This window comes from Pseudomonas sp. 58 R 12 (assembly GCF_900005865.1).
Lineage (GTDB): Bacteria > Pseudomonadota > Gammaproteobacteria > Pseudomonadales > Pseudomonadaceae > Aquipseudomonas > Aquipseudomonas tritici.
The window spans coordinates 72,519-91,491 of the sequence record NZ_CVTP01000021.1; the positions used below are offsets into that span (position 1 = coordinate 72,519).

Annotated in this window: 17 protein-coding genes; 12 read left to right on the forward strand and 5 right to left on the reverse strand. The window is 60.9% G+C overall.

The annotated features are described in order from the left end of the window. Nucleotides 1–122 precede the first annotated feature (122 nt). The 3 genes from BFP95_RS17685 to dinG all read right to left on the reverse strand — a co-directional run bounded on the left by BFP95_RS17685 (nt 123) and on the right by dinG (nt 5,881). Complete coding sequence (locus BFP95_RS17685) at nt 123–1,268, reverse strand: serine hydrolase domain-containing protein (RefSeq protein WP_065880126.1); 1,146 nt, start codon at nt 1,266–1,268, stop codon at nt 123–125. Nucleotides 1,269–1,350: 82 nt separating this feature from the next. Then, nucleotides 1,351–3,648: a beta-galactosidase gene (locus BFP95_RS17690; protein WP_065880049.1), complete on the reverse strand. Its 2,298-nt coding sequence runs from the start codon at nt 3,646–3,648 to the stop codon at nt 1,351–1,353. An 88-nt stretch (nt 3,649–3,736) separates the two neighbouring features. Beyond that, on the reverse strand, nt 3,737–5,881 hold the full coding sequence (gene dinG, locus BFP95_RS17695; protein WP_065880050.1) for an ATP-dependent DNA helicase DinG: 2,145 nt from the start codon (nt 5,879–5,881) through the stop codon (nt 3,737–3,739). Nucleotides 5,882–5,980: 99 nt separating this feature from the next. Here dinG and BFP95_RS17700 point away from each other — a divergent pair, with 99 nt between their 5' ends. Continuing rightward, nucleotides 5,981–6,445, forward strand: a complete 465-nt coding sequence (locus BFP95_RS17700) for a CopD family protein (RefSeq protein WP_065872409.1) — start codon at nt 5,981–5,983, stop codon at nt 6,443–6,445. A gap of 113 nt (nt 6,446–6,558) precedes the next feature. Here BFP95_RS17700 and BFP95_RS17705 read toward each other — a convergent pair whose 3' ends face one another. Further along, nucleotides 6,559–7,317, reverse strand: a complete 759-nt coding sequence (locus tag BFP95_RS17705; RefSeq protein ID WP_065872410.1) for a collagen-like triple helix repeat-containing protein — start codon at nt 7,315–7,317, stop codon at nt 6,559–6,561. 169 nt (nt 7,318–7,486) lie between these two features. Next, complete coding sequence (locus BFP95_RS17710; RefSeq protein WP_065872411.1) at nt 7,487–8,182, reverse strand: OmpA family protein; 696 nt, start codon at nt 8,180–8,182, stop codon at nt 7,487–7,489. Nucleotides 8,183–8,372: 190 nt separating this feature from the next. Between BFP95_RS17710 and BFP95_RS17715 the strand changes: the two genes are divergently transcribed. The 11 genes from BFP95_RS17715 (at nt 8,373) to BFP95_RS17760 (ending at nt 18,970) form a co-directional block, all read left to right on the forward strand. Then, nucleotides 8,373–8,870 (forward strand): DUF6231 family protein, encoded by a 498-nt coding sequence (locus tag BFP95_RS17715; RefSeq protein WP_049709632.1) that lies wholly within the window; start codon nt 8,373–8,375, stop codon nt 8,868–8,870. A gap of 4 nt (nt 8,871–8,874) precedes the next feature. Next, entirely contained in the window at nt 8,875–9,345 is a 471-nt protein-coding gene (locus BFP95_RS17720; RefSeq protein WP_065872412.1) for a YchJ family protein, read from the forward strand. Nucleotides 9,346–9,364: 19 nt separating this feature from the next. Then, complete coding sequence (locus BFP95_RS17725; RefSeq protein WP_065872413.1) at nt 9,365–9,847, forward strand: LEA type 2 family protein; 483 nt, start codon at nt 9,365–9,367, stop codon at nt 9,845–9,847. Then, a complete protein-coding gene (locus BFP95_RS29060) occupies nt 9,844–10,062 on the forward strand; it encodes an SEC-C metal-binding domain-containing protein (RefSeq protein WP_083224229.1) in 219 nt (72 codons plus the stop codon). The genes BFP95_RS17725 and BFP95_RS29060 overlap by 4 nt, the downstream gene beginning before the upstream one ends. 174 nt (nt 10,063–10,236) lie before the next feature. Beyond that, entirely contained in the window at nt 10,237–10,881 is a 645-nt protein-coding gene (locus tag BFP95_RS17730; protein WP_065872414.1) for a glutathione S-transferase N-terminal domain-containing protein, read from the forward strand. A 227-nt stretch (nt 10,882–11,108) separates the two neighbouring features. Next, a complete protein-coding gene (locus BFP95_RS17735) occupies nt 11,109–13,550 on the forward strand; it encodes a penicillin acylase family protein (protein WP_065910493.1) in 2,442 nt (813 codons plus the stop codon). 201 nt (nt 13,551–13,751) lie between these two features. Continuing rightward, nucleotides 13,752–14,756 (forward strand): ligase-associated DNA damage response exonuclease, encoded by a 1,005-nt coding sequence (locus BFP95_RS17740; protein ID WP_065872416.1) that lies wholly within the window; start codon nt 13,752–13,754, stop codon nt 14,754–14,756. Continuing rightward, nucleotides 14,753–16,387, forward strand: coding sequence for an ATP-dependent DNA ligase (locus BFP95_RS17745; protein WP_065910494.1), 1,635 nt, complete (start codon nt 14,753–14,755; stop codon nt 16,385–16,387). Before BFP95_RS17740 ends, BFP95_RS17745 begins: the two co-directional genes overlap by 4 nt. Nucleotides 16,388–16,698: 311 nt before the next feature. Further along, a complete protein-coding gene (locus BFP95_RS17750) occupies nt 16,699–17,478 on the forward strand; it encodes a transporter substrate-binding domain-containing protein (RefSeq protein WP_065872418.1) in 780 nt (259 codons plus the stop codon). Between the two features lie 56 nt (nt 17,479–17,534). Beyond that, nucleotides 17,535–18,263, forward strand: a complete 729-nt coding sequence (locus tag BFP95_RS17755) for an ABC transporter permease (protein ID WP_065910495.1) — start codon at nt 17,535–17,537, stop codon at nt 18,261–18,263. Next, on the forward strand, nt 18,260–18,970 hold the full coding sequence (locus BFP95_RS17760) for an ABC transporter permease (protein ID WP_065872420.1): 711 nt from the start codon (nt 18,260–18,262) through the stop codon (nt 18,968–18,970). Before BFP95_RS17755 ends, BFP95_RS17760 begins: the two co-directional genes overlap by 4 nt. Nucleotides 18,971–18,973: the final 3 nt, after the last annotated feature.

Sequence of the window (18,973 nt, forward strand, 5' to 3'; positions counted from 1 at the left end):
AAGAAACGGGGGTCTGGGTGACCCGTTAAACAGACGCTTACAGAACATTAAAGTTACGTCATTTCGTTCAGCGTCTTCTTATAGTTGCCTTTGTAACAAAAAAACGTGAAACAGCAAGGGGTTTACAGACAACCGGCCAATATTCCGACCAACTTCTGCGCCCGCGGGTCCATTAGTACATAAGGCCCCAATGTATTAGTCACGAAACCAAACGCTACATCATGCTCGGGATCGGCAAACCCGACCGAACCACCCGCGCCGGGATGCCCGAAAGCACGCGGGCCAAGGCCGAAGGTGGCGTTGGGCAACTGCGGTTGGTCCAACATGCAGCCCAGGCCAAAACGGGTTTGTGTCAATAATGTTTTATCCGGCCCGATACTGTGCTCACGGGTCAATTGTTCAAGCATGTCGGCTTCCAGCAAACTACCGTCCAACAATCCACTATAAAAACCCGCCAGGCTACGTGCATTACCGTGACCATTTGCCGCTGGCTGCTGCATACGCCGCCATTCGGGTTTATTAGTGCTGGTCAGAATAGACGGTGGATTGGCAAAAGCCCGTGTAGTCATGGCCTCAGGTTCACGCATCATTACTTGCAGTAAGCGTTGTGCGGCCTCATCGCCCCTATTGCCTTTGCTGCGCGCTATATGCGCGACGCGATAAAACTCTTCATCGGCCAGGCCCACATGAAAGTCCAGCCCCAATGGCCGTGCAACCCGCGCCACGATGGACTCTCCCGGCCCGCGCCCATCGGCGCGACGCAGCAACTCACCCACCAGCCAGCCGTAGGTGATCGCCTCGTAGCCATGGCCTTGGCCCGGCGTCCACCACGGTGCTTCGGCCGCCAGTGTGTCGACCATCAGTTGCCAATCGTACAGGGCTTCAGTAGGCAGCATCTGGCGGATCGCCGGCAACCCGGCCTGGTGGCAGAGCAACTGGCGCAGGGTGATGGCTTCTTTGCCTGCCGCCGCAAATTCCGGCCAGTAGTTGGCAACCGGTGCATCCAGTTGCAATTTGCCTTCGGCCACCAGCTGCAGGGCCGTAACGGCAGTAAAGGTCTTGGTGCAGGAGAACAGGTTGACGATCGTATCGCTGTGCCAGGCCTCGCTACCGTCCTTGTCGGCGGTACCGGCCCACAGGTCGACGACGGTTTCACCGCCGATCTGGATGCAGAGCCCGGCCCCGCGCTCCTGGGGGTCATCGAACAACGCGGCAAAGGCTTCACGTACCGCTTCGAACTGGAGTTCGTAATGACCCTGGATCTGCACCTGAACACCCTCGGACAACACAGCAAAAAGTGGCCGACATTGTTCCAGCCCTTGTGGGTTTTGTGAACCCGTCAGCACTCAATCAATGACCATTTCCGGAGTGCCCACCGGCATGCCCGGCGCCCTGCCCCGGGCCTTTGCCTTCGTGCCCGGCCCTGCCCCCTTCGCTTTCGCGCACGGCACCGGCCGCCTTGGCCTTTTCGGCCTCTTTGCCGAGTTGATCGACCGCCGCCAGGTTACTTTTGCGCACGCTTTCAACAAAACCCTGGAACGGTACGTCGGTGATGCCCACCAGGCCAAAGTGGCCGTTTTCACCGTCGAGCAATCGACCGGTCACCGGCTGGTCCAGGTACTGGAACCAATGCACGCCGACAATCGACGGCTCGGCCATGGCCTGCTTCAAGAAGTTGCCGTAAGCCGCGCCACGGTCGTCTTCCTTGGCCAACTGCGTCACGCCACCCCAGAACGGCCCACGGTCGGCCGAGCCGAAGTTGAATTCGGTGATCAGCACCGGCTTGTCCAGCGCACGCAAAGCGGCAAAATCATAGCCGTCCTGCGGCTTAAGCGTGTACATGTTGAAGCTCAGCACATCGCAATACTGCGCGCAGGAGGCCACGGCTTCCGGCGTGCTGACCGCATACCGGCCGCCCAACAGCAGTTGGTTGGGGGCGTGCCATTTCAGCGAGTCGGAGATGGTCTTGAAGTAGGCATCCGCAAACGTCTTCTGGAAGTATCGGAAATCAGCTTCGATTTCCGGGTGCTCAGGGTTGGGAATCGGCGGTTCGAAGCCCGGGTCTTCCATCAATTCCCAGCCCTTCAACTCGATGCCCCAGGCTTTCGACAGGCCCTCTTCGTTACGGTACTTGTCACGCAGTTGTTTGAGGAAGGCGCGCTTGGCCGGTACGTCGGTGGTCATGCGCAAGGTGCCGTAGGCCAAGGCGTAGCGGGATTTAGCATCATCGCCGGGGCCGGCCCAGGCCAGCTCGTTGTCGGCAAAGAAACCGACCAACCACGGGTCGTCACGGTGATCGCGGGCGGCGATAGCCACGGCGCGTTCGGTGGCCATGGCGAAACGCGGGTCGAACGGGTCGGGCATGCCACCCCACCAGTCGGTGCCGGTGCTGATGCTGGCGTAGTCGCCGACGATCGACAGCGGCAAGGTGTAGGGCACACGATCGGCAGTGGTCAAACCCTCGTCGCTCCAGTTGCCTACGGTGTTGAAACCCCAGGCTTGCAGGCGGTCAAGGGTATGGGTGACCCAGCGTTTTTGGTCGAAACCGTCACCGCCATACGTGCGTTGCAAGTTGGCGCCGTAAAAGTCATACCAACGGCCGGCACCAAAGCTACGCCCTTCGCCTGCACCGTTACCGGTACGGTTGTCGCCGCTGCCGTAGTACTTGTCGAAGGGTTCGCCGCCTTTAGGCAACGCCGCGAACATCCATTCACGCCCGGCCACATAAGTCTGGCTGTTGTCCGGGGCCACAGTATTGACGCCCAGGGAGTAGAACGGATGCCCCTCCGGCGTCACCAGGTACCAGCGGCCGTCGCGTTTTTCGGTGCGGAAAAACCCGCTGGCGTCGAACGCCGGGCCTTTGTTCCAGCCGCCGTACTGGTCCAGGGCGGACTTATCCCGCGTGGCCAGCCAGCCCTGAAGTTGCTGTTGTTCCTTGGCCGCAGCGGCTTTGAGTTGCTCGTCGCTGCTGACTTTTTCCGGCCAGCGCGCCCGGGTGGATTGACCATAGGCATCCACCAACTCGCTGTAGGCCGCCTTCAATACAGGCGCGCTGTCCTGCACGCCAAAGCGCTCCAGCAAGATGCTCTGGGCGGCGTTGGGCTTGAGCATCGACAAGGTCACCGAAACCACCTGGCTGCGGTCGATTTCACCCGCGCTGCTGGCGAGCAATACGCGCTGGCCGTCCACGGTGATCGGCATCGGCGGGCCGGCCTTCATGCCCTGGCTCAACGGCGAATTGGCTTGCAACGGGATCAACAAGGTCTGGGCCGGACCGGCCGGCAAGTCAATGCGACTGATCAGGGTGCGGCCATCGCTGCTCTGCACCTTGACATAGAGGGTTAACGCCCAGTCCATCGCACTCTGGATACGCAAGCTCATGGCGCTCGATTGCGCCCAGTCCCAGGTGCCGGTCTGCGGGCTGAGCACCAGGCTCGGTTCGGCCGCCGGGTTGAAGGTGATGCGGCGCAGCACTTCGCCTTCGGCGGTCTGTTCGGCGTTGTATTGCGGCAGGCTGGCGTCCTGGGTCGCCACCTTGACCACATCGGCAGGCCGGACAAAGTTGAACAAGGTCTGTTGCCCGGCGGGCGCGGCCATCAAGGGCGCGGTAAACAGCAGGGCAAAAAGAGCGGGCAGCGTGCGAATCATACGAGCAAGGTTCTCCCAGACGGCCGGTGAATGGCCTGATGACATAATTGAGATAGACCACGAAGTGGGCGAATCCGCCCACGGTGGCTTAAGAAATTTCGCGCCTGAACGGCGGCAAGGCATTGAGGATAGCCTTGCCATAGCGTTGGGTGACCAAACGGCGGTCGAGCAAGGTGATGGTGCCCCGGTCTTCTTCGGTACGCAGCAAGCGACCGCAGGCCTGGACCAGCTTCAAGGAAGCATCCGGCACCGAGATTTCCATGAACGGATTACCACCCCGTGCTTCGATCCACTCGGCCAGTGCCGCCTCGACCGGATCATCCGGCACCGAAAACGGGATCTTGGCGATCACCACGTGTTCGCAGTAGGCACCGGGCAAGTCCACACCCTCGGCGAAACTCGCCAGGCCGAACAGCACGCTGGAGTCTCCACCGTCGACCCGCGCCTTGTGCTTGTTCAGGGTTTCCTGTTTGGACAGGTTGCCCTGGATAAACACTTGCTTGCGCCAGTCGCGGTCGAGGCCGTCGAACACGTCCTGCATCTGTTTGCGTGACGAGAACAGCACCAGGGTGCCCCGCGAGCCTTCTACCAGCTCCGGCAGGTCGCGGATGATCGCGGCCGTGTGGGCGGGTGCATCCCGTGGGTCGGCCTTGAGGTCCGGCACCCGCAACACACCCGCGTCGGCGTGATGGAACGGGCTTGGCACTACCGCCGTAACGGCTTTTTTCGGCAGGCCGGCGCGCATGCGGAAGCGATCAAAAGTACCCAGCGCGGTCAGCGTGGCCGAGGTCACCAGGCAGCCGTAGGCCACGTTCCAGAGGTTGCGCCGCAGCATCTCGGCCGCCAGGATCGGGCTGGCGTTGACCTCGATATCAAACAGTGCGCCGCTTTCGGACAGGGTCAGCCAGCGCGCCATGGGCGGATTGTCTTCCGGGTCTTCGACGGTGAAAGCGGTCCACAACTCCCAGTTGCCCTGGGAACGGGAAAGCAGACTGCCGAACAGCGGATACCATTCTTCGGCCTGGTTGCTGGCGATGCCAATGTTGACCTCGCCGTCCATGCCCTCCTTGAGCAGGTCAGTAAGGCGGGTGAACAGGTCGGTCAGGCGCGAGAAGCCCTTCTTTAACTCGATGCCCATTTCGCGCATGTGTTCGGGGATCAACCCACCGACGAAACGATGACGGGGTCGCTCACGGCCCTCGACGTCTTCACCGGGCTTGAAGTCAGCCACCTGCTCGCAGGCGCTGAACATGAATTGCTGTTGGGTCTTGATCTCCCGCGCCAGCTCCGGCACTTGTTCGATCAGCTTGCCCAGGTCGCCGGGCAGCGGATGCTGGGCCAACAACTTGGTGAGGTTCTTCGCGGTGGTTTCCAGCCAGTCGGCAGTGGAACGCAGCCGCGTGTAGTGGGCGAAGTGGCCGATGGCCTTGTCGGGCAGGTGATGGCCTTCGTCGAATACATAGAGGGTGTCGCGCGGGTCAGGCAGCACGGCGCCACCGCCCAAGGCCAGGTCGGCCAGGACCATGTCGTGGTTAGTGACGATCACATCGACCTTGCCCATGCCTTCGCGCGCTTTGTAGAAGGCGCACTGGCCGAAGTTGGGGCAATGGCGATTGGTGCACTGGCTGTGGTCGGTGGTCAGGCGCGCCCAGTCGGCGTCTTCCAGCGCGGTGGGCCAGCTGTCGCGGTCGCCGTCCCATTTATTGCCGGCCAGCTTCTCGATCATGCTGGTGAACAGCTTCTGGCTGACTTCATCCACTTCGATCTTGAAGCCTTCTTCTTCAAACAGCGACGCGGTGGCGGTTTGCGCGTGGCCTTCCTGCAACAGCACGTCGAGCTTGGACAGGCACATGTAGCGGCCACGGCCCTTGGCCAGGGCGAAGGTGAAGTTCAGGCCGCTGTTGCGCATCAGGTCAGGCAGGTCTTTGTAGACGATCTGCTCTTGCAGGGCGACGGTCGCGGTGGCAATCACCAGGCGTTTGCCGGCGGCCTTGGCGGTAGGGATCGCGGCCAGGCTGTAGGCTACAGTCTTGCCGGTACCGGTGCCGGCCTCGACGGCCACGATCGCGGGGTCGCCACTGCGCCGGCCTTCGTCGTCGGTGTCGATATCCCCGAGGACCTTGGCCACTTCGGCGATCATCAGGCGTTGGCCGTAGCGCGGTTTCAAGCTCTTGGCTTCGAGAAAACGCGTGTAGGCGCCCTGGATCGTAGTTTTGAGTTCAGTGCTGATCATGGATAGTCGGGCGCAAAAAACGCTGGATAAATTTTCAGTGGTTCGGATCGGCCGCTATCATACCCCGCTAATTAATCCCGCGCAGAACGGAGTACCTCAATGACTGTGTTTAGCCTCGTTTATACCCTGCATGTACTGGCTGCCCTGATCTGGGTCGGCGGCATGTTTTTCGCCTGGATGATCCTGCGCCCCGCCGCTGTGGCGGCGCTTGAAGGCCCTGCCCGGCTCAAGCTGTGGGCAAATGTGTTTCAACGTTTTTTCGTTTGGGTGTGGGTCGCGGTGGCGGTTTTGCCGATCAGCGGCATTGGCCTGTTGCAGTTGCGCTTCAGCGGGTTTGAGACAGCACCGCGCTATGTGCAGGTGATGATGGGGTTGTATCTGGTGATGACGGCGCTGTTTATCCGTATCCAGGCGTTGAAACTCCCGGAATTGCGCACGGCAGTGGCGGCTGAAGATTGGCCGGCGGGTGCGGCTGCGTTGGGTCAGATTCGCAAGCTGGTGGGAATCAATCTGATCGTGGGGTTGGGGGTGGTGGCAATTGCTTCGGCCCGACCGATGTTCTAAAACCCTCGCGAATCGACGTAGCAGCTGTCGAGCCCTGGCGAGGCTGCGTCCGCGGTGCGTCAGATACACCGCGGACGCAGCCTCGCCAGGGCTCGACAGCTGCTACGGGGTTTCTACAGGCGTTGGATGGTCACTGTACCCGCTGGCCCCGTAGGCCCCGGCTGCCCTTCCAACCCTGGGCGGCCTTTCTCGCCACCGTCTGCGCGGTACACCAGGCAGCCCTTGGACTCGCCGCCGCGACCTGGTTTACCCGCCGTGCCCGCCAGGCCACCGGGGCCACCGTCCACCCACACCTTGATCTGCTGCGCGGGGAAGTCCTGCGGCAACTCAACCCGCACCTGTGCACCTGCCGCGCCGGGCAAACCATCCCCGCCGTTATCGCCATTGAAGCCCCGGCCCGCCGAACCCCAGGTGCAACCCGGGTCCTCACCGTTGGCACCATCCAGCCCGGCATAACCTTGGGCACCGGCGCCGCCACGGGCGTCCACCGAGAGTTCTTCAGCGTTCAGCGAATTGATGCGCAAGATCAAATCACGCCCAGCCTTGGCCGGCTTTTCATGGGTACCGGGAGCGCCGCGTGAGGTGATCTGGCTGCCGTGGTCCAACTGCGCATGGCGCACCTGCAATTGCAGCGCGGTGCCGCCGGGCACGATGGCGATACGGGCGTCACGCCCCAGGTGCAACTCATCCACCGTGACTTGGCTGATGGTGGAAGGCACCAGCAAGGTGCCGTAGTCCGCCACGTCCAGGCGCTCCAGTTGCAACACGCTGGTGCTGCTGGGCAGGCGCATCAACGAGTTGGTTTCAACACTGACGCTTTGCGCCAGGGCAACGGGGCTGACCAACACGGCCAACAGTAAAACCTTACGCATATGAAGCTCCCCGGAATTATTACAAAAGCTATTTCAAATTATTCTTTGGACGCACAGTAACGACTTCTACCGGCGTTTTGCCAGTGAAGGATCAAAAAAGTTAACAAAGGGGAGACTTCAGCGAAAGTTGCCAGCAATGCCCCTGTGGAACCCACAGGGGCAAGGGCCGTCAGCGGTTGATCTGGATTTCCGTGCGACGGTTCAAGGCACGGCCTTCAGCGGTTTTATTGTCAGCCACCGGCTGGCTCTCACCCGCGCCCGTCACCGCCACGAAGGCGCTGCGAGGCACACCGGAGCCGACCAGGTAATCCGTCACCGAATGCGCGCGCTTATCCGAGAGCCGTTGGTTGTAGGCGTCTTTGCCCACGCTGTCGGTATGGCCGGTGACGCGCAGTTGAGCGCTTGGGGCTTCCTGTTTCAGGCGGGTGGCGATGATGTCGAGCTTGGTTTTATCCGCCGCGGTCAGCCTGGCCGAGTCGAATTCAAAATGCACATCGCGAATCACGATGGTTTCTTCCTTGACCACCACGACCTCCTCAACCACGGCCGCTGGCGGCGCAGGCGGACACCCATCGGCATTTACCTGCACACCTTTTGGCGTGCCCGGGCACTTGTCGCGGCTGTCTGGCACACCATCGCCGTCTTCGTCGCCATCGCCGTGCACCCAGCAATAGGCGCCGGCCATGCCACCGATCAGCAACGCACCATAGCCTGCATAGGCCGAGCTTTCAGTGGCACCGATCGCCGCGCCGGTCACACCGCCAACGGCGGCGCAGGTGGGCCAATCGGTTTTTTGCAAACCTGCGCAACCTGTCAATACTCCGGTTAGCAGAACCAAGGGTAGAGCTGTCCGCATGATGCTCATCTGATTTCTCCTGAGGGGATCGGCGGGGGCCGATGGGTGGAGTAAAGACGGCTCTTTTCATCTGCGCCACTGCGCCGCCCCCCTGTATTCATTGAGGTTCGTTGCTCTTGTCGGACTTTTCGCTGCCGCCCGCTCTAGGCCCGCACGCTCAGCCGCGCTAGTCTCTACGGTCCTGATGTGAGGATCTCTGATGACCGCTGGTATTTCTGCCCGTACACCCCAGCAAGCCTTGGCCGCCTTGCTTGATTTGCACCAGCCAAAACGCCTGTTGTTGTTGGGCGCCAGCCAGTTCCCGGCGCTGGAAGCGTTTCAAAAGGCGCACCCGGATACCCAGGTGTCTGTCGCGGCACCGGGAGCCTTGCCGGCGGAGCTTGCCGCACAGCGGTTTGACCTGGCGCTGGTGGTGGACTGCCTGGAGCACCTGTCAAAACCACAAGGCCTGACGCTGCTTGGCGGCATCCGCAACCTCAATGCCAGCCGCATTGCGGTGCTGGTGGACCTGGGCGCCTGCGACTGGAAGGACACCGACTTCTTCTCGCTGGCCCTGCAGGCTGGTGAGCGTTTCCAGCGTGATGAGCAGGTTCTGACGCTGTTTACCTATGATCTGCTTGACTATAAACAAGTACCGGACTGGCTCAACGCCCGCTTTTGGGCCAACCCGGAAAACTTCGGAAAGTACTGGTGGTAACCCCATGAGCACACCCATTTGCCCCTGCGGCAGTGGCAACCTGCTGGATGCCTGCTGCGGCCATTATCACGCCGGGCACCCGGCACCTTGCGCGAGCGCGCTGATGCGCTCGCGCTACAGCGCCTACGTGCTGGGCCTGGTGGACTATCTGGTCGCCACCACCCTGCCCGCCCAACAGCCGAACCTGGACCGCAATGCCATCGGCACCTGGAGCGCACAGAGCACCTGGCTCGGCCTTGAAGTGGAAAGCTCCGAGGTGTTTGGCGGCCAGCCGGAACATGCCTTTGTGACGTTCACTGCGCGCTGGCATGACAGCACCGGCGAACATAGCCACCGCGAGCAGTCCTCTTTCGTACAGAATGACGGGCGCTGGTACTTCATCGACCCGACAGTGGAAGTGAAGGCCGGACGCAACGATCCGTGCCTGTGCGGCAGTGGGCAGAAATTCAAGAAGTGTTGTTCCAGCTATCTCTAGCCACCACAGGGCTCACGCCATGCTCCGGATGTACAGCTTGATGCTGGCGTTAACCCTTGGCCTGACCGGCTGCGCGTCGTGGTTCGAAGACGACTCACCGCCGCCGCACGTGTCCCTGGTGAAAGTCGAAGTGGTGCGCGCCAAGCTGCTGGAGCAGAAGTTCAAGCTGTTCTTTCGCGTGGACAACCGTGACGACGCCGACCTGACCGTGCGCGGCCTGATCTACAAGGTCAGCCTGGGCGACTTCGTGTTGACCGAGGGCGAGTCCGACGAGTGGCTCACCGTACCGCCGCGCAGTCATAAGTTTTTCCGGGTGTCGGTACGCACCAACCTCTGGCCGCAGATCCGTGATGTGGTGCAGATGCTGAAAAACCCCAACAAGCCTGTGCCGTATCGCCTGGAAGGTGAGCTGAAAACCGGATTATTCATCGGTTATGACGTGCAGGTGAACCACAATGGCGAGATAATCCCCGGCGATTTTATTCCGGAGCGACATCGATGACTCAGCAACCCCATGTCCATGGTCCTGACTGCAACCATGATCACGATCACCACGATCACCACGATCACCATGATCACGACCACGGCCATGTCCACGGTCCGAACTGCGGCCACGCTCACCAGGAGCCGGTGCGCAATGCGTTGAAGGACGTGGGTCGCAATGACCCTTGCCCGTGCGGCAGCGAGAAGAAATTCAAGAAGTGCCACGGGGCGTAAGCCACGCTGAAGATCCAAATGTGGGAGCAGGCCCGCTCCCACATTGGGTTGGTGGATAGGGCCGTATAAATTGCTTCTAAGGTTATGCGCAAATATTTCATTGAATTTTCGCGCGCTGAACATCACCTATACCTACAGGCATCCGCTCAAGCATCCCCCTTTTTGGAGAGCTTCATGATCGACCTGTATTACTGGACCACCCCCAACGGTCACAAAATATCGCTGTTCCTGGAAGAAGCCGGCCTCCCCTACGAGGTGCACCCGATCAATATCGGCCAGGGCGAACAGTTCAAGCCTGACTTCCTGAAGATAGCCCCCAACAACCGCATTCCGGCGATCGTCGATCAGAACCCTGCCGACGGCGGCGCGCCGATTTCGCTGTTTGAATCCGGAGCAATCCTGCTGTACCTCGCGGAAAAAACTGGCCAGTTCATTCCAAAAGACCTGCGCGGTCGTCAGGAAGCCTTGCAATGGCTGTTCTGGCAAATGGGCGGATTGGGGCCAATGGCCGGTCAGAATCATCACTTCAGCCAGTTCGCGCCGGAGAAGATTCCCTACGCAATCAAGCGTTATATAGATGAGACCGCCCGGCTTTACGGCGTGCTGGACCGGCGCTTGGCGGATCGGCCGTTCGTGGCAGGCGAGGCCTACAGCATCGCGGATATGGCGATCTACCCGTGGGTTGTTTCCCACAAGTGGCAGAGCCAGCGGCTGGAAGATTTCCCACACCTGCAGCGCTGGTTCAACAGCATCAAGGAACGGCCTGCGACGGTCCGCGCCTATGAACTGGTGCAGAAGGTCAACCCGCCCAAATCCTGATCTCAAGGCAACTGAGACCTCAGTGTGGGAGCGGGCTTGCTCGCGAAAGCGGTGGGTCAGTCAACCGTACAGGCACTGATACACCGCCTTCGCGAGCAAGCTCGCTCCCACATTTGTCTGCGCAAGACTCAAGATCTCACGCTTTCCCCAAACTCCCGCTTGCGTCGTTTCGCCGCGCTCACTAACGTAGCGCCTTTACTGACGCTACCCCCCGCAGGAGCTTTGCCATGGCCTCGCCAGCCCTCTCACATTTTCTTCCCCGGTTCGGCGTTGCCGCGGCAGTGGCCAGTGCGTTAAGCCTGGCCGGTTGCCAGCTCCAGAACACCCAGGACACCCTGCCGCCGGTCGCCGGCGTGCTGCCGATCAAAGGCCTGGCTCAAAACGTTTCCGTGCGCCGCAATGCCCAGGGCATGCCGCTGATCGAAAGCAATACCTTCCATGACGCGCTGTTCAGCCTCGGTTACGTGCACGCCAGCGATCGCATCACCCAGATGGTCACCCTGCGCCTGCTGGCCCAGGGTCGCTTGGCGGAAATGGCGGGTGCTGAAGTGCTGGACGTCGACCGTTTCATGCGTGCGGTCAACCTGAAAAAAAGTGCCGGCGAGCTGTATAACGCTTCGTCGCCGCGCCTTAAACGCTTCTTTGAAGTGTATGCCCGAGGCGTCAACGCCTACCTGTTCCGCTACCGCGACAAGCTACCGCCAGACCTGGCCCAGACTGGCTACAAGCCGGAATACTGGAAGCCGGAAGATTCGGCGCTGCTGTTCTGCCTGCTGAATTTCAGCGAGTCGGCCAACCTGCAGGAAGAAATTTCATCCCTGGTGCTGGCGCAGAAAGTCGGCGTCGACAAACTCGCCTGGCTGACCCCAAGCGCGCCGGATGAAGCGGTCCCGCTGGCTGAAGCCGAGAAACTCAAGGGTGTGAACCTGGGCCAGATCACCGGCCTGGCCGGGCTGGACGCGGTCAGCCAGCAACTGAGCAGCTTCAACTCACTGGCGGTCACCACCTCGAGCAACTGGGCGATTGGCCCGCAACGCAGCCGCAGCGGTAAAAGCCTGTTGGCCAACGACCTCGCCGCCCAGCCGCAAGCGCCGTCGCCATGGAGCTACGTGCAGATCCGCGCACCGAAATACCAGGCCGTGGGCGCCTCGATTGCCGGCTTGCCGACGCTGCTGTCCGGCTTCAACGGCAAAGTCGCGTGGAGCATGAGCACCGTCAAGGGCGACACCCAGGACCTGTTCCTGGAAAAGGTCAAACGCCAGGGCAACGCGCTGTACTACGAGAACAACGGCAAATGGCTACCAGCAGGTGTGCGTAACGAAACCTTCTTCGTCAAAGGCCAGCGCTCGATTCGTGAAGTGGTGTACGAAACCCGCCACGGTGCCTTGCTCAACAGCAGCCAGGCGCTGACCACCGGCCTGGGCCTGGCGCTGCAAACCGCCGACTTCAAGGACGACAAGAGCCTGGATGCGTTCTTCGACCTGTCACGCGCGCAAAACGCCGCCAAGGCCTCGGACGCAACCCGCGAGATTCGCGCCATTGCGCTGAACATGGTCTTCGCCGACGCCAGCAACATTGGCTGGCAAGTCACCGGCCGCTTCCCCAACCGTCGCGAAGGCGAAGGTTTGCTGCCGTCGCCGGGCTGGGACACGCGTTTCGACTGGGACGGTTACGCCGACGCGATGTTGCACCCCTATGACCAGGACCCGGCCCAAGGCTGGATAGGCACTGCCAACCAGCGCACCGCGCCACGCGGTTATGGCATGCAACTGTCCAACTCCTGGGATGCACCGGAGCGCAGCGAGCGCCTGGCGCAGTTGGCCAATGCCGGCAAGCATGACAGCCGCAGCATGATAGCCATGCAATACGACCAGACCACCACGTTTGCTGCCAAGCTAAAGACCATGTTCCAGGCGCCAGGCATGGCCCAGCCACTGAAACAGGCGATCGATGCGTTGCCGGCGGCTGAGCAGGTCAAGGCACGGGAAGCACTGAATCGCTTGATGGCCTTCGATGGTCGACTGGTGACAACGTCCGCCGACGCCGCCATCTACGAACTGTTCCTGCAGGAAAGCACTCGGCAGATCTTCCTCGACGAACTCGGCCCGGAAAACAGCGCCAGCTGGAAGGCTTTCGTCAGCAATGCCCGCCTGTCCTACGCCGCCCAGGCCGATCACTTGCTGGGCCGCGAAGACAGCCCATTCTGGGACGACGTGCACACCCCGCAGAAAGAAGACAAACCTTTGATCCTCGCCCGCAGCCTGGCCGCGGCGATCAGCGCCGGTGACAGCCAACTGGGTACCGATCACAAGGCCTGGCAGTGGGGCAAGCTGCACACGACTACTTGGAAAAACACCAATGGCCAGGTGATTCGTGGCCCACTGGCGTCCGGCGGCGACCACAACACCTTGAACCCGGCACCGTACAACTGGGGCCAGGATTTCACCACCACCCAAGTGCCGGCGCTGCGCATGATTGTCGATTTCGGCCAGGTGGAACCGATGATGGGCCAGGGTGGCATCGGCCAGTCCGGCAACCCGGCCAGCCCGAACTATGCCAATGGCATCGACCCGGCGCTCAAGGCGCAATACCTGAGCTTCCCGATGCAGCCGCAGAACTTTGAGAAGGTGTATGGGAAAACAAGGTTGACCCTGACGCCTGGTAAGTAACCCGGGGCCTTACTGAAGAAACCGAACCAGAATGTGGGAGCTGGCTTGCCTGCGATGACGCCTTTTCAGTCACTCTTTCAGTGGCTGATACACCGCCATCGCAGGCAAGCCAGCTCCCACATTTGTTCTGTGTACATTCCGATAGAACTTCTGCGCTCAGCCCCGCCTCATAAGTAACAAGCCCACTTCCCCGGTCATTCCATGGACCTTGTCATCGCCCGCCCCGAAGGCCTGTATTGCCCCGCCGGAGATTTCTACATCGACCCCTGGCGCCCGGTGGAACGTTCGGTCATCACCCACGCCCACGGCGACCATGCCCGCACCGGCAACCAGCACTACTTGGCGGCGGCTCCCGGCGAAGGCATCCTGCGCTCGCGGCTGGGCCAGGACATCAACCTGCAAACCTTGGCCTACGGCGAACAACTGGTCCATCACGGCGTCACCCTGAGCTTCCACCCGGCCGGGCATGTATTGGGATCGGCCCAAGTGCGCCTGGAATATCAAGGCGAAGTGTGGGTCGCATCCGGCGATTACAAAGTCGAGCCCGACGGCACCTGCGCCCCCTTCGAACCGGTGCGTTGCCATACCTTCATCACCGAATCCACCTTCGGCCTGCCGATCTACCGCTGGCAACCCCAGGCGCAGATCTTTGCCGGGATCAACGATTGGTGGCAGGCGAACATCGCCGCCGGCAAGGCCAGCGTGTTGTTCTGTTATTCCTTTGGCAAAGCCCAGCGCATCCTGCATGGGATCGACGCCAGCATCGGCCCGATCCTCAGCCATGGCGCGGTCGAGCCGCTGAACCGGGTGTACCGCGAGGCCGGGATCTACATCCCCGAAACCCTGTATGCCGGTGACTTCAAAAAGACCGACCCGTTGTTGCGCCAGGCCTTGATCATCGCCCCGCCCTCTGCCGGCGGCAGCAGTTGGATAAAGCGCTTTGGCGACTATAGCGATGCCTTTGCCAGCGGCTGGATGCGCCTGCGCGGTACCCGTCGGCGGCGGGGTGTGGACAGAGGTTTTGTGCTGTCAGACCACGCCGACTGGCCCGGTTTGTTGTGGGCCGTCGAGCAAACCGGCGCCGAGCGGGTGATGGTCACCCACGGCTCTGTCGGTGTATTGGTGCGCCATCTGCGGGAAAAAGGTCTGGATGCCCAAGGCTTCACCACTGAATACGGCGATGACGAAGAGGAGGCCAGCGCATGAAGACCTTCGCCGAGCTGTACGCCAACCTCGACGCCACCACCTCCAGCAACGCCAAGCTTGCTGCACTGCAAGCCTACTTTCTGCAAGCGCCACCGGACGATGCCGCCTGGGCGGTGTACTTTCTGTCCGGGGGGCGCCCTCGCCAGTTGGTCCCCACGCGCCTACTGCGGGACATGGCCACCGAAGCGTCGGGCATCGAACCCTGGCTGTTCGAAGAAAGCTACCAGTCGGTGGGTGACTTGGCGGAGACGATTTCCCTGCTGTTACCGGAATCCACCTACACCTCAGAAGACGGCCTTGCAGTGTGGCTGGAGGAAAAACTCCTACCCCTGCGTGGCTTGCCTCCGTTGGAATTGGCTGAGCGCCTACCGGCGTTATGGGCGCAACTGGATCAACCCAGCCTGATGGTGTGCATCAAGTTGATCACCGGCAGTTTTCGCGTGGGCGTGTCCAAGTTGCTGGTCACGCGAGCCCTCGCTGCCATGGCCGACCTCGACAGCAAGCGCGTGGCGCAGCGGCTGGTGGGCTACACCGACTTGTCCAACCGTCCTACGCCTGAGGGCTACCTCAAGCTGATCGCCGCTGAATCTTCCGACGAGCATGCGCAAAGGGGCGGGCAGCCCTATCCGTTTTTTCTCGCCCACGGTTTGGCGCAACCGGTGGAGCAGTTCGACACCTTGCTCGGCTCGCCCGCCGACTGGCAGGTGGAATGGAAGTGGGATGGCATCCGTGCGCAACTGGTCAAGCGTGAGGGCCGCCTGTGGATCTGGTCCCGGGGTGAAGAACTGGTCACCGAGCGTTTCCCCGAACTTCACAGCCTGGTCAGTGGCTTGCCCGATGGCACGGTGATCGATGGCGAAATCGTAGTGTGGAAGGACGCGGTGCAACCTTTCGCGCTGCTGCAACAGCGCATTGGTCGCAAGACCCTGAGCAAAAAAGTACTTGAGGACGCCCCGGTCGCAGTCCTGGCCTACGACCTGCTGGAACATCAGGGTAACGACTGGCGCAACCACACTCAGGCTGAGCGCCGCGCGCAACTTGAGCAGGTGATTGCCCAGTGCAACCAACCCTCGTTGCAGGCATCACCGTTGCTGACTGGGAGCAGTTGGCAGGACCTCGCCGAACAACGCGAAGCCTCTCGCAGCCTCGGGGTGGAAGGCATGATGCTCAAGGACCGCAAAGGCCTCTACGGCGTGGGCCGCACCAAGGACATGGGTCTATGGTGGAAGTGGAAGGTGGACCCGTTCAGCATCGACGCGGTGTTGATCTATGCCCAGCGCGGTCATGGTCGACGCGCCAGCCTGTATAGCGACTACACCTTTGCGGTATGGGACGGGCCGCCCGGTACCGAACGCACGCTGGTGCCGTTTGCCAAGGCGTATTCAGGGCTGACGGACGAGGAAATGCGCAAGGTCGACGCCATCGTGCGCAAGACCACGGTGGAAAAGTTCGGGCCGGTCAGCAGCGTCACGCCGAGCATGGTGTTTGAGCTGGGGTTTGAGGGGATTGCCCTGTCCAAGCGGCATAAAAGCGGGATTGCGGTGAGGTTTCCGCGAATGTTGCGCTGGCGACAGGATAAGGCGGTGGAAGAAGCCGATAACCTCGCCACGTTGCAGGACCTTCTGACCTGACTCAAAACACCTGTGGGAGCTGGCTTGCCTGCGATGGCGGCGGGTCAGCTAATGCATCTGTAATTGACCCACCGCTCTCGCAGGCAAGCCAGCTCCCACCTTTTTGATCTGCATCAGTTCCAAATTGGTGCGATGAATTTTCCATGCCCATTTCCGGGCATCTCCTACACTCAAACTTCCCTCATCCCACCTTTTAAAACGCTCATTCGGAACTATGGTGCAGAAATTGCTACCTGTGATCCGTCTGACACCGTTCAGTAACAGTCCTAAACGCGCCACAAGCGCTTATCTTGGTTTCCAGGGATTACATAATGAAAAAAGCATTGCTGACCCTTTCTGCACTGGCTCTGTGCATGGCCGCCGGTTCCGCGCTGGCCAAGGAATACAAGGAACTGCGTTTTGGTGTCGATCCGTCCTATGCACCGTTTGAATCCAAGGCCGCCGACGGCAGCCTGGTCGGCTTCGATATCGACTTGGGCAATGCGATCTGCGCCGAGCTGAAAGTGAAGTGCAAGTGGGTCGAAAGTGATTTCGACGGCATGATTCCAGGCCTGAAAGCCAACAAATTCGACGGCGTGATTTCGTCCATGACCGTGACCCCGGTGCGTGAAAAGGCCATCGACTTCTCTAACGAGCTGTTCTCCGGCCCAACCTCGCTGGTGTTCAAGAAGGGTGCTGGCTTCTCGACGCCCGAGTCCCTCAAGGGTAAATCCGTGGGCTACGAGCAAGGCACCATCCAGGAAGCCTACGCCAAGGCGGTACTGGATAAAGCCGGTGTGACCACCAAGGCCTACGCCAACCAGGACCAAGTGTATGCCGACCTGACCTCCGGCCGTCTCGACGCTTCCGTGCAGGACATGCTGCAAGCCGAACTGGGCTTTTTGAAGTCGCCAGCCGGTGCGGGCTACGAAGTCAGCGCCGCCATTGACGACCCACTGCTGCCGTCGAAAACCGCCATCGGTATCAAAAAAGGTAACACTGAACTGAAGGCGCTTTTGGATAAAGGTATCAAAGCGTTACACGATGATGGCACCTACGCCACCATCCAGAAGAAACACTTTGGCGATCTGAACCTGTACAGCGGCAAATAATGCCTGGAGCGCCCTTCCCTGGAAGGGCGCTTTTTTATCGCCATAGGTCCTGATTTATGCTCGAAGAATTGTTGCAAACCCTCGGGCTGAGCGCGCTCAGTTTGAAGGGTTTCGGCCCGCTGTTGCTGCAAGGCACGTGGATGACGATCAAGTTGTCAGTGCTGTCCCTGGCCGTCAGCGTCGTGCTCGGCTTGCTCGGTGCCAGCGCCAAATTGTCCAGCCTGCCCTTTTTGCGCATCCCCGCCCAGCTCTACACCACGCTGATTCGCGGTGTACCCGACTTGGTCCTGATGCTGCTGATTTTCTACAGCCTGCAAACCTGGCTCACCGGTTTCACCGACTTCATGGAATGGGAATACATCGAGATCGACCCATTCAGCGCCGGGGTGATCACCCTGGGCTTTATCTACGGTGCTTATTTCACCGAAACCTTTCGCGGCGCAATCCTCGCCGTGCCCCGTGGCCAACTGGAAGCCGCCACGGCCTACGGCCTCAAGCGCGGGCAACGGTTTCGCTACGTGACCTTCCCGCAGATGATGCGCTTTGCCCTGCCGGGTATCGGCAATAACTGGATGGTGATGCTCAAGGCCACGGCGCTGGTGTCGATCATCGGCCTGGCCGACTTGGTCAAGGCTGCCCAGGACGCGGGCAAGAACACCTATCAGCTGTTCTACTTCCTGGTGCTCGCCGCGTTGATCTACCTGATGATCACCAGCGCGTCCAACTTCGTCTTGCGTCGCCTTGAACGGCGCTACTCCGCAGGCGCCCGGGAGGCAGTGCGATGATCGAACTCTTGCAGGAATACTGGCGCCCCTTCCTTTATAGCGACGGCCAGCACATCACCGGTCTGGCCATGACGATGTGGCTGCTCAGCGCCGCGCTGGTCATCGGCTTTCTGGTGTCGATTCCGCTGTCCATTGCGCGTGTCTCGCGCAATCGTGCCGTGCGTTGGCCGGTGCAGTTCTACACCTACCTGTTCCGGGGCACGCCGCTCTATATCCAGTTGCTGATCTGCTACACCGGCATCTACAGCATCGCCGCCGTGCGCGAGCAACCGCTGCTGGACGCATTCTTTCGCGATGCGATGAACTGCACCATCCTGGCCTTCGCCCTCAACACCTGCGCCTACACCACGGAGATTTTCGCCGGGGCGATCCGCAGCATGGCCCATGGCGAAGTCGAAGCGGCCAAGGCCTATGGCTTGAGCGGCTGGAAGCTGTACGCCTACGTGATCATGCCGTCCGCGCTGCGTCGCTCGCTGCCCTACTACAGTAATGAAGTGATCCTGATGCTGCACTCGACCACGGTGGCCTTCACCGCGACGATTCCAGACATCCTCAAAGTGGCGCGGGACGCTAACTCGGCCACCTTCATGACCTTTCAATCATTCGGTATCGCTGCGCTGATCTACCTGACCGTGACCTTCGCGCTGGTCGGTCTGTTTCGTCTGGCGGAGCGCCGCTGGCTGGCGTTTCTCGGGCCGAGCCATTAAGGA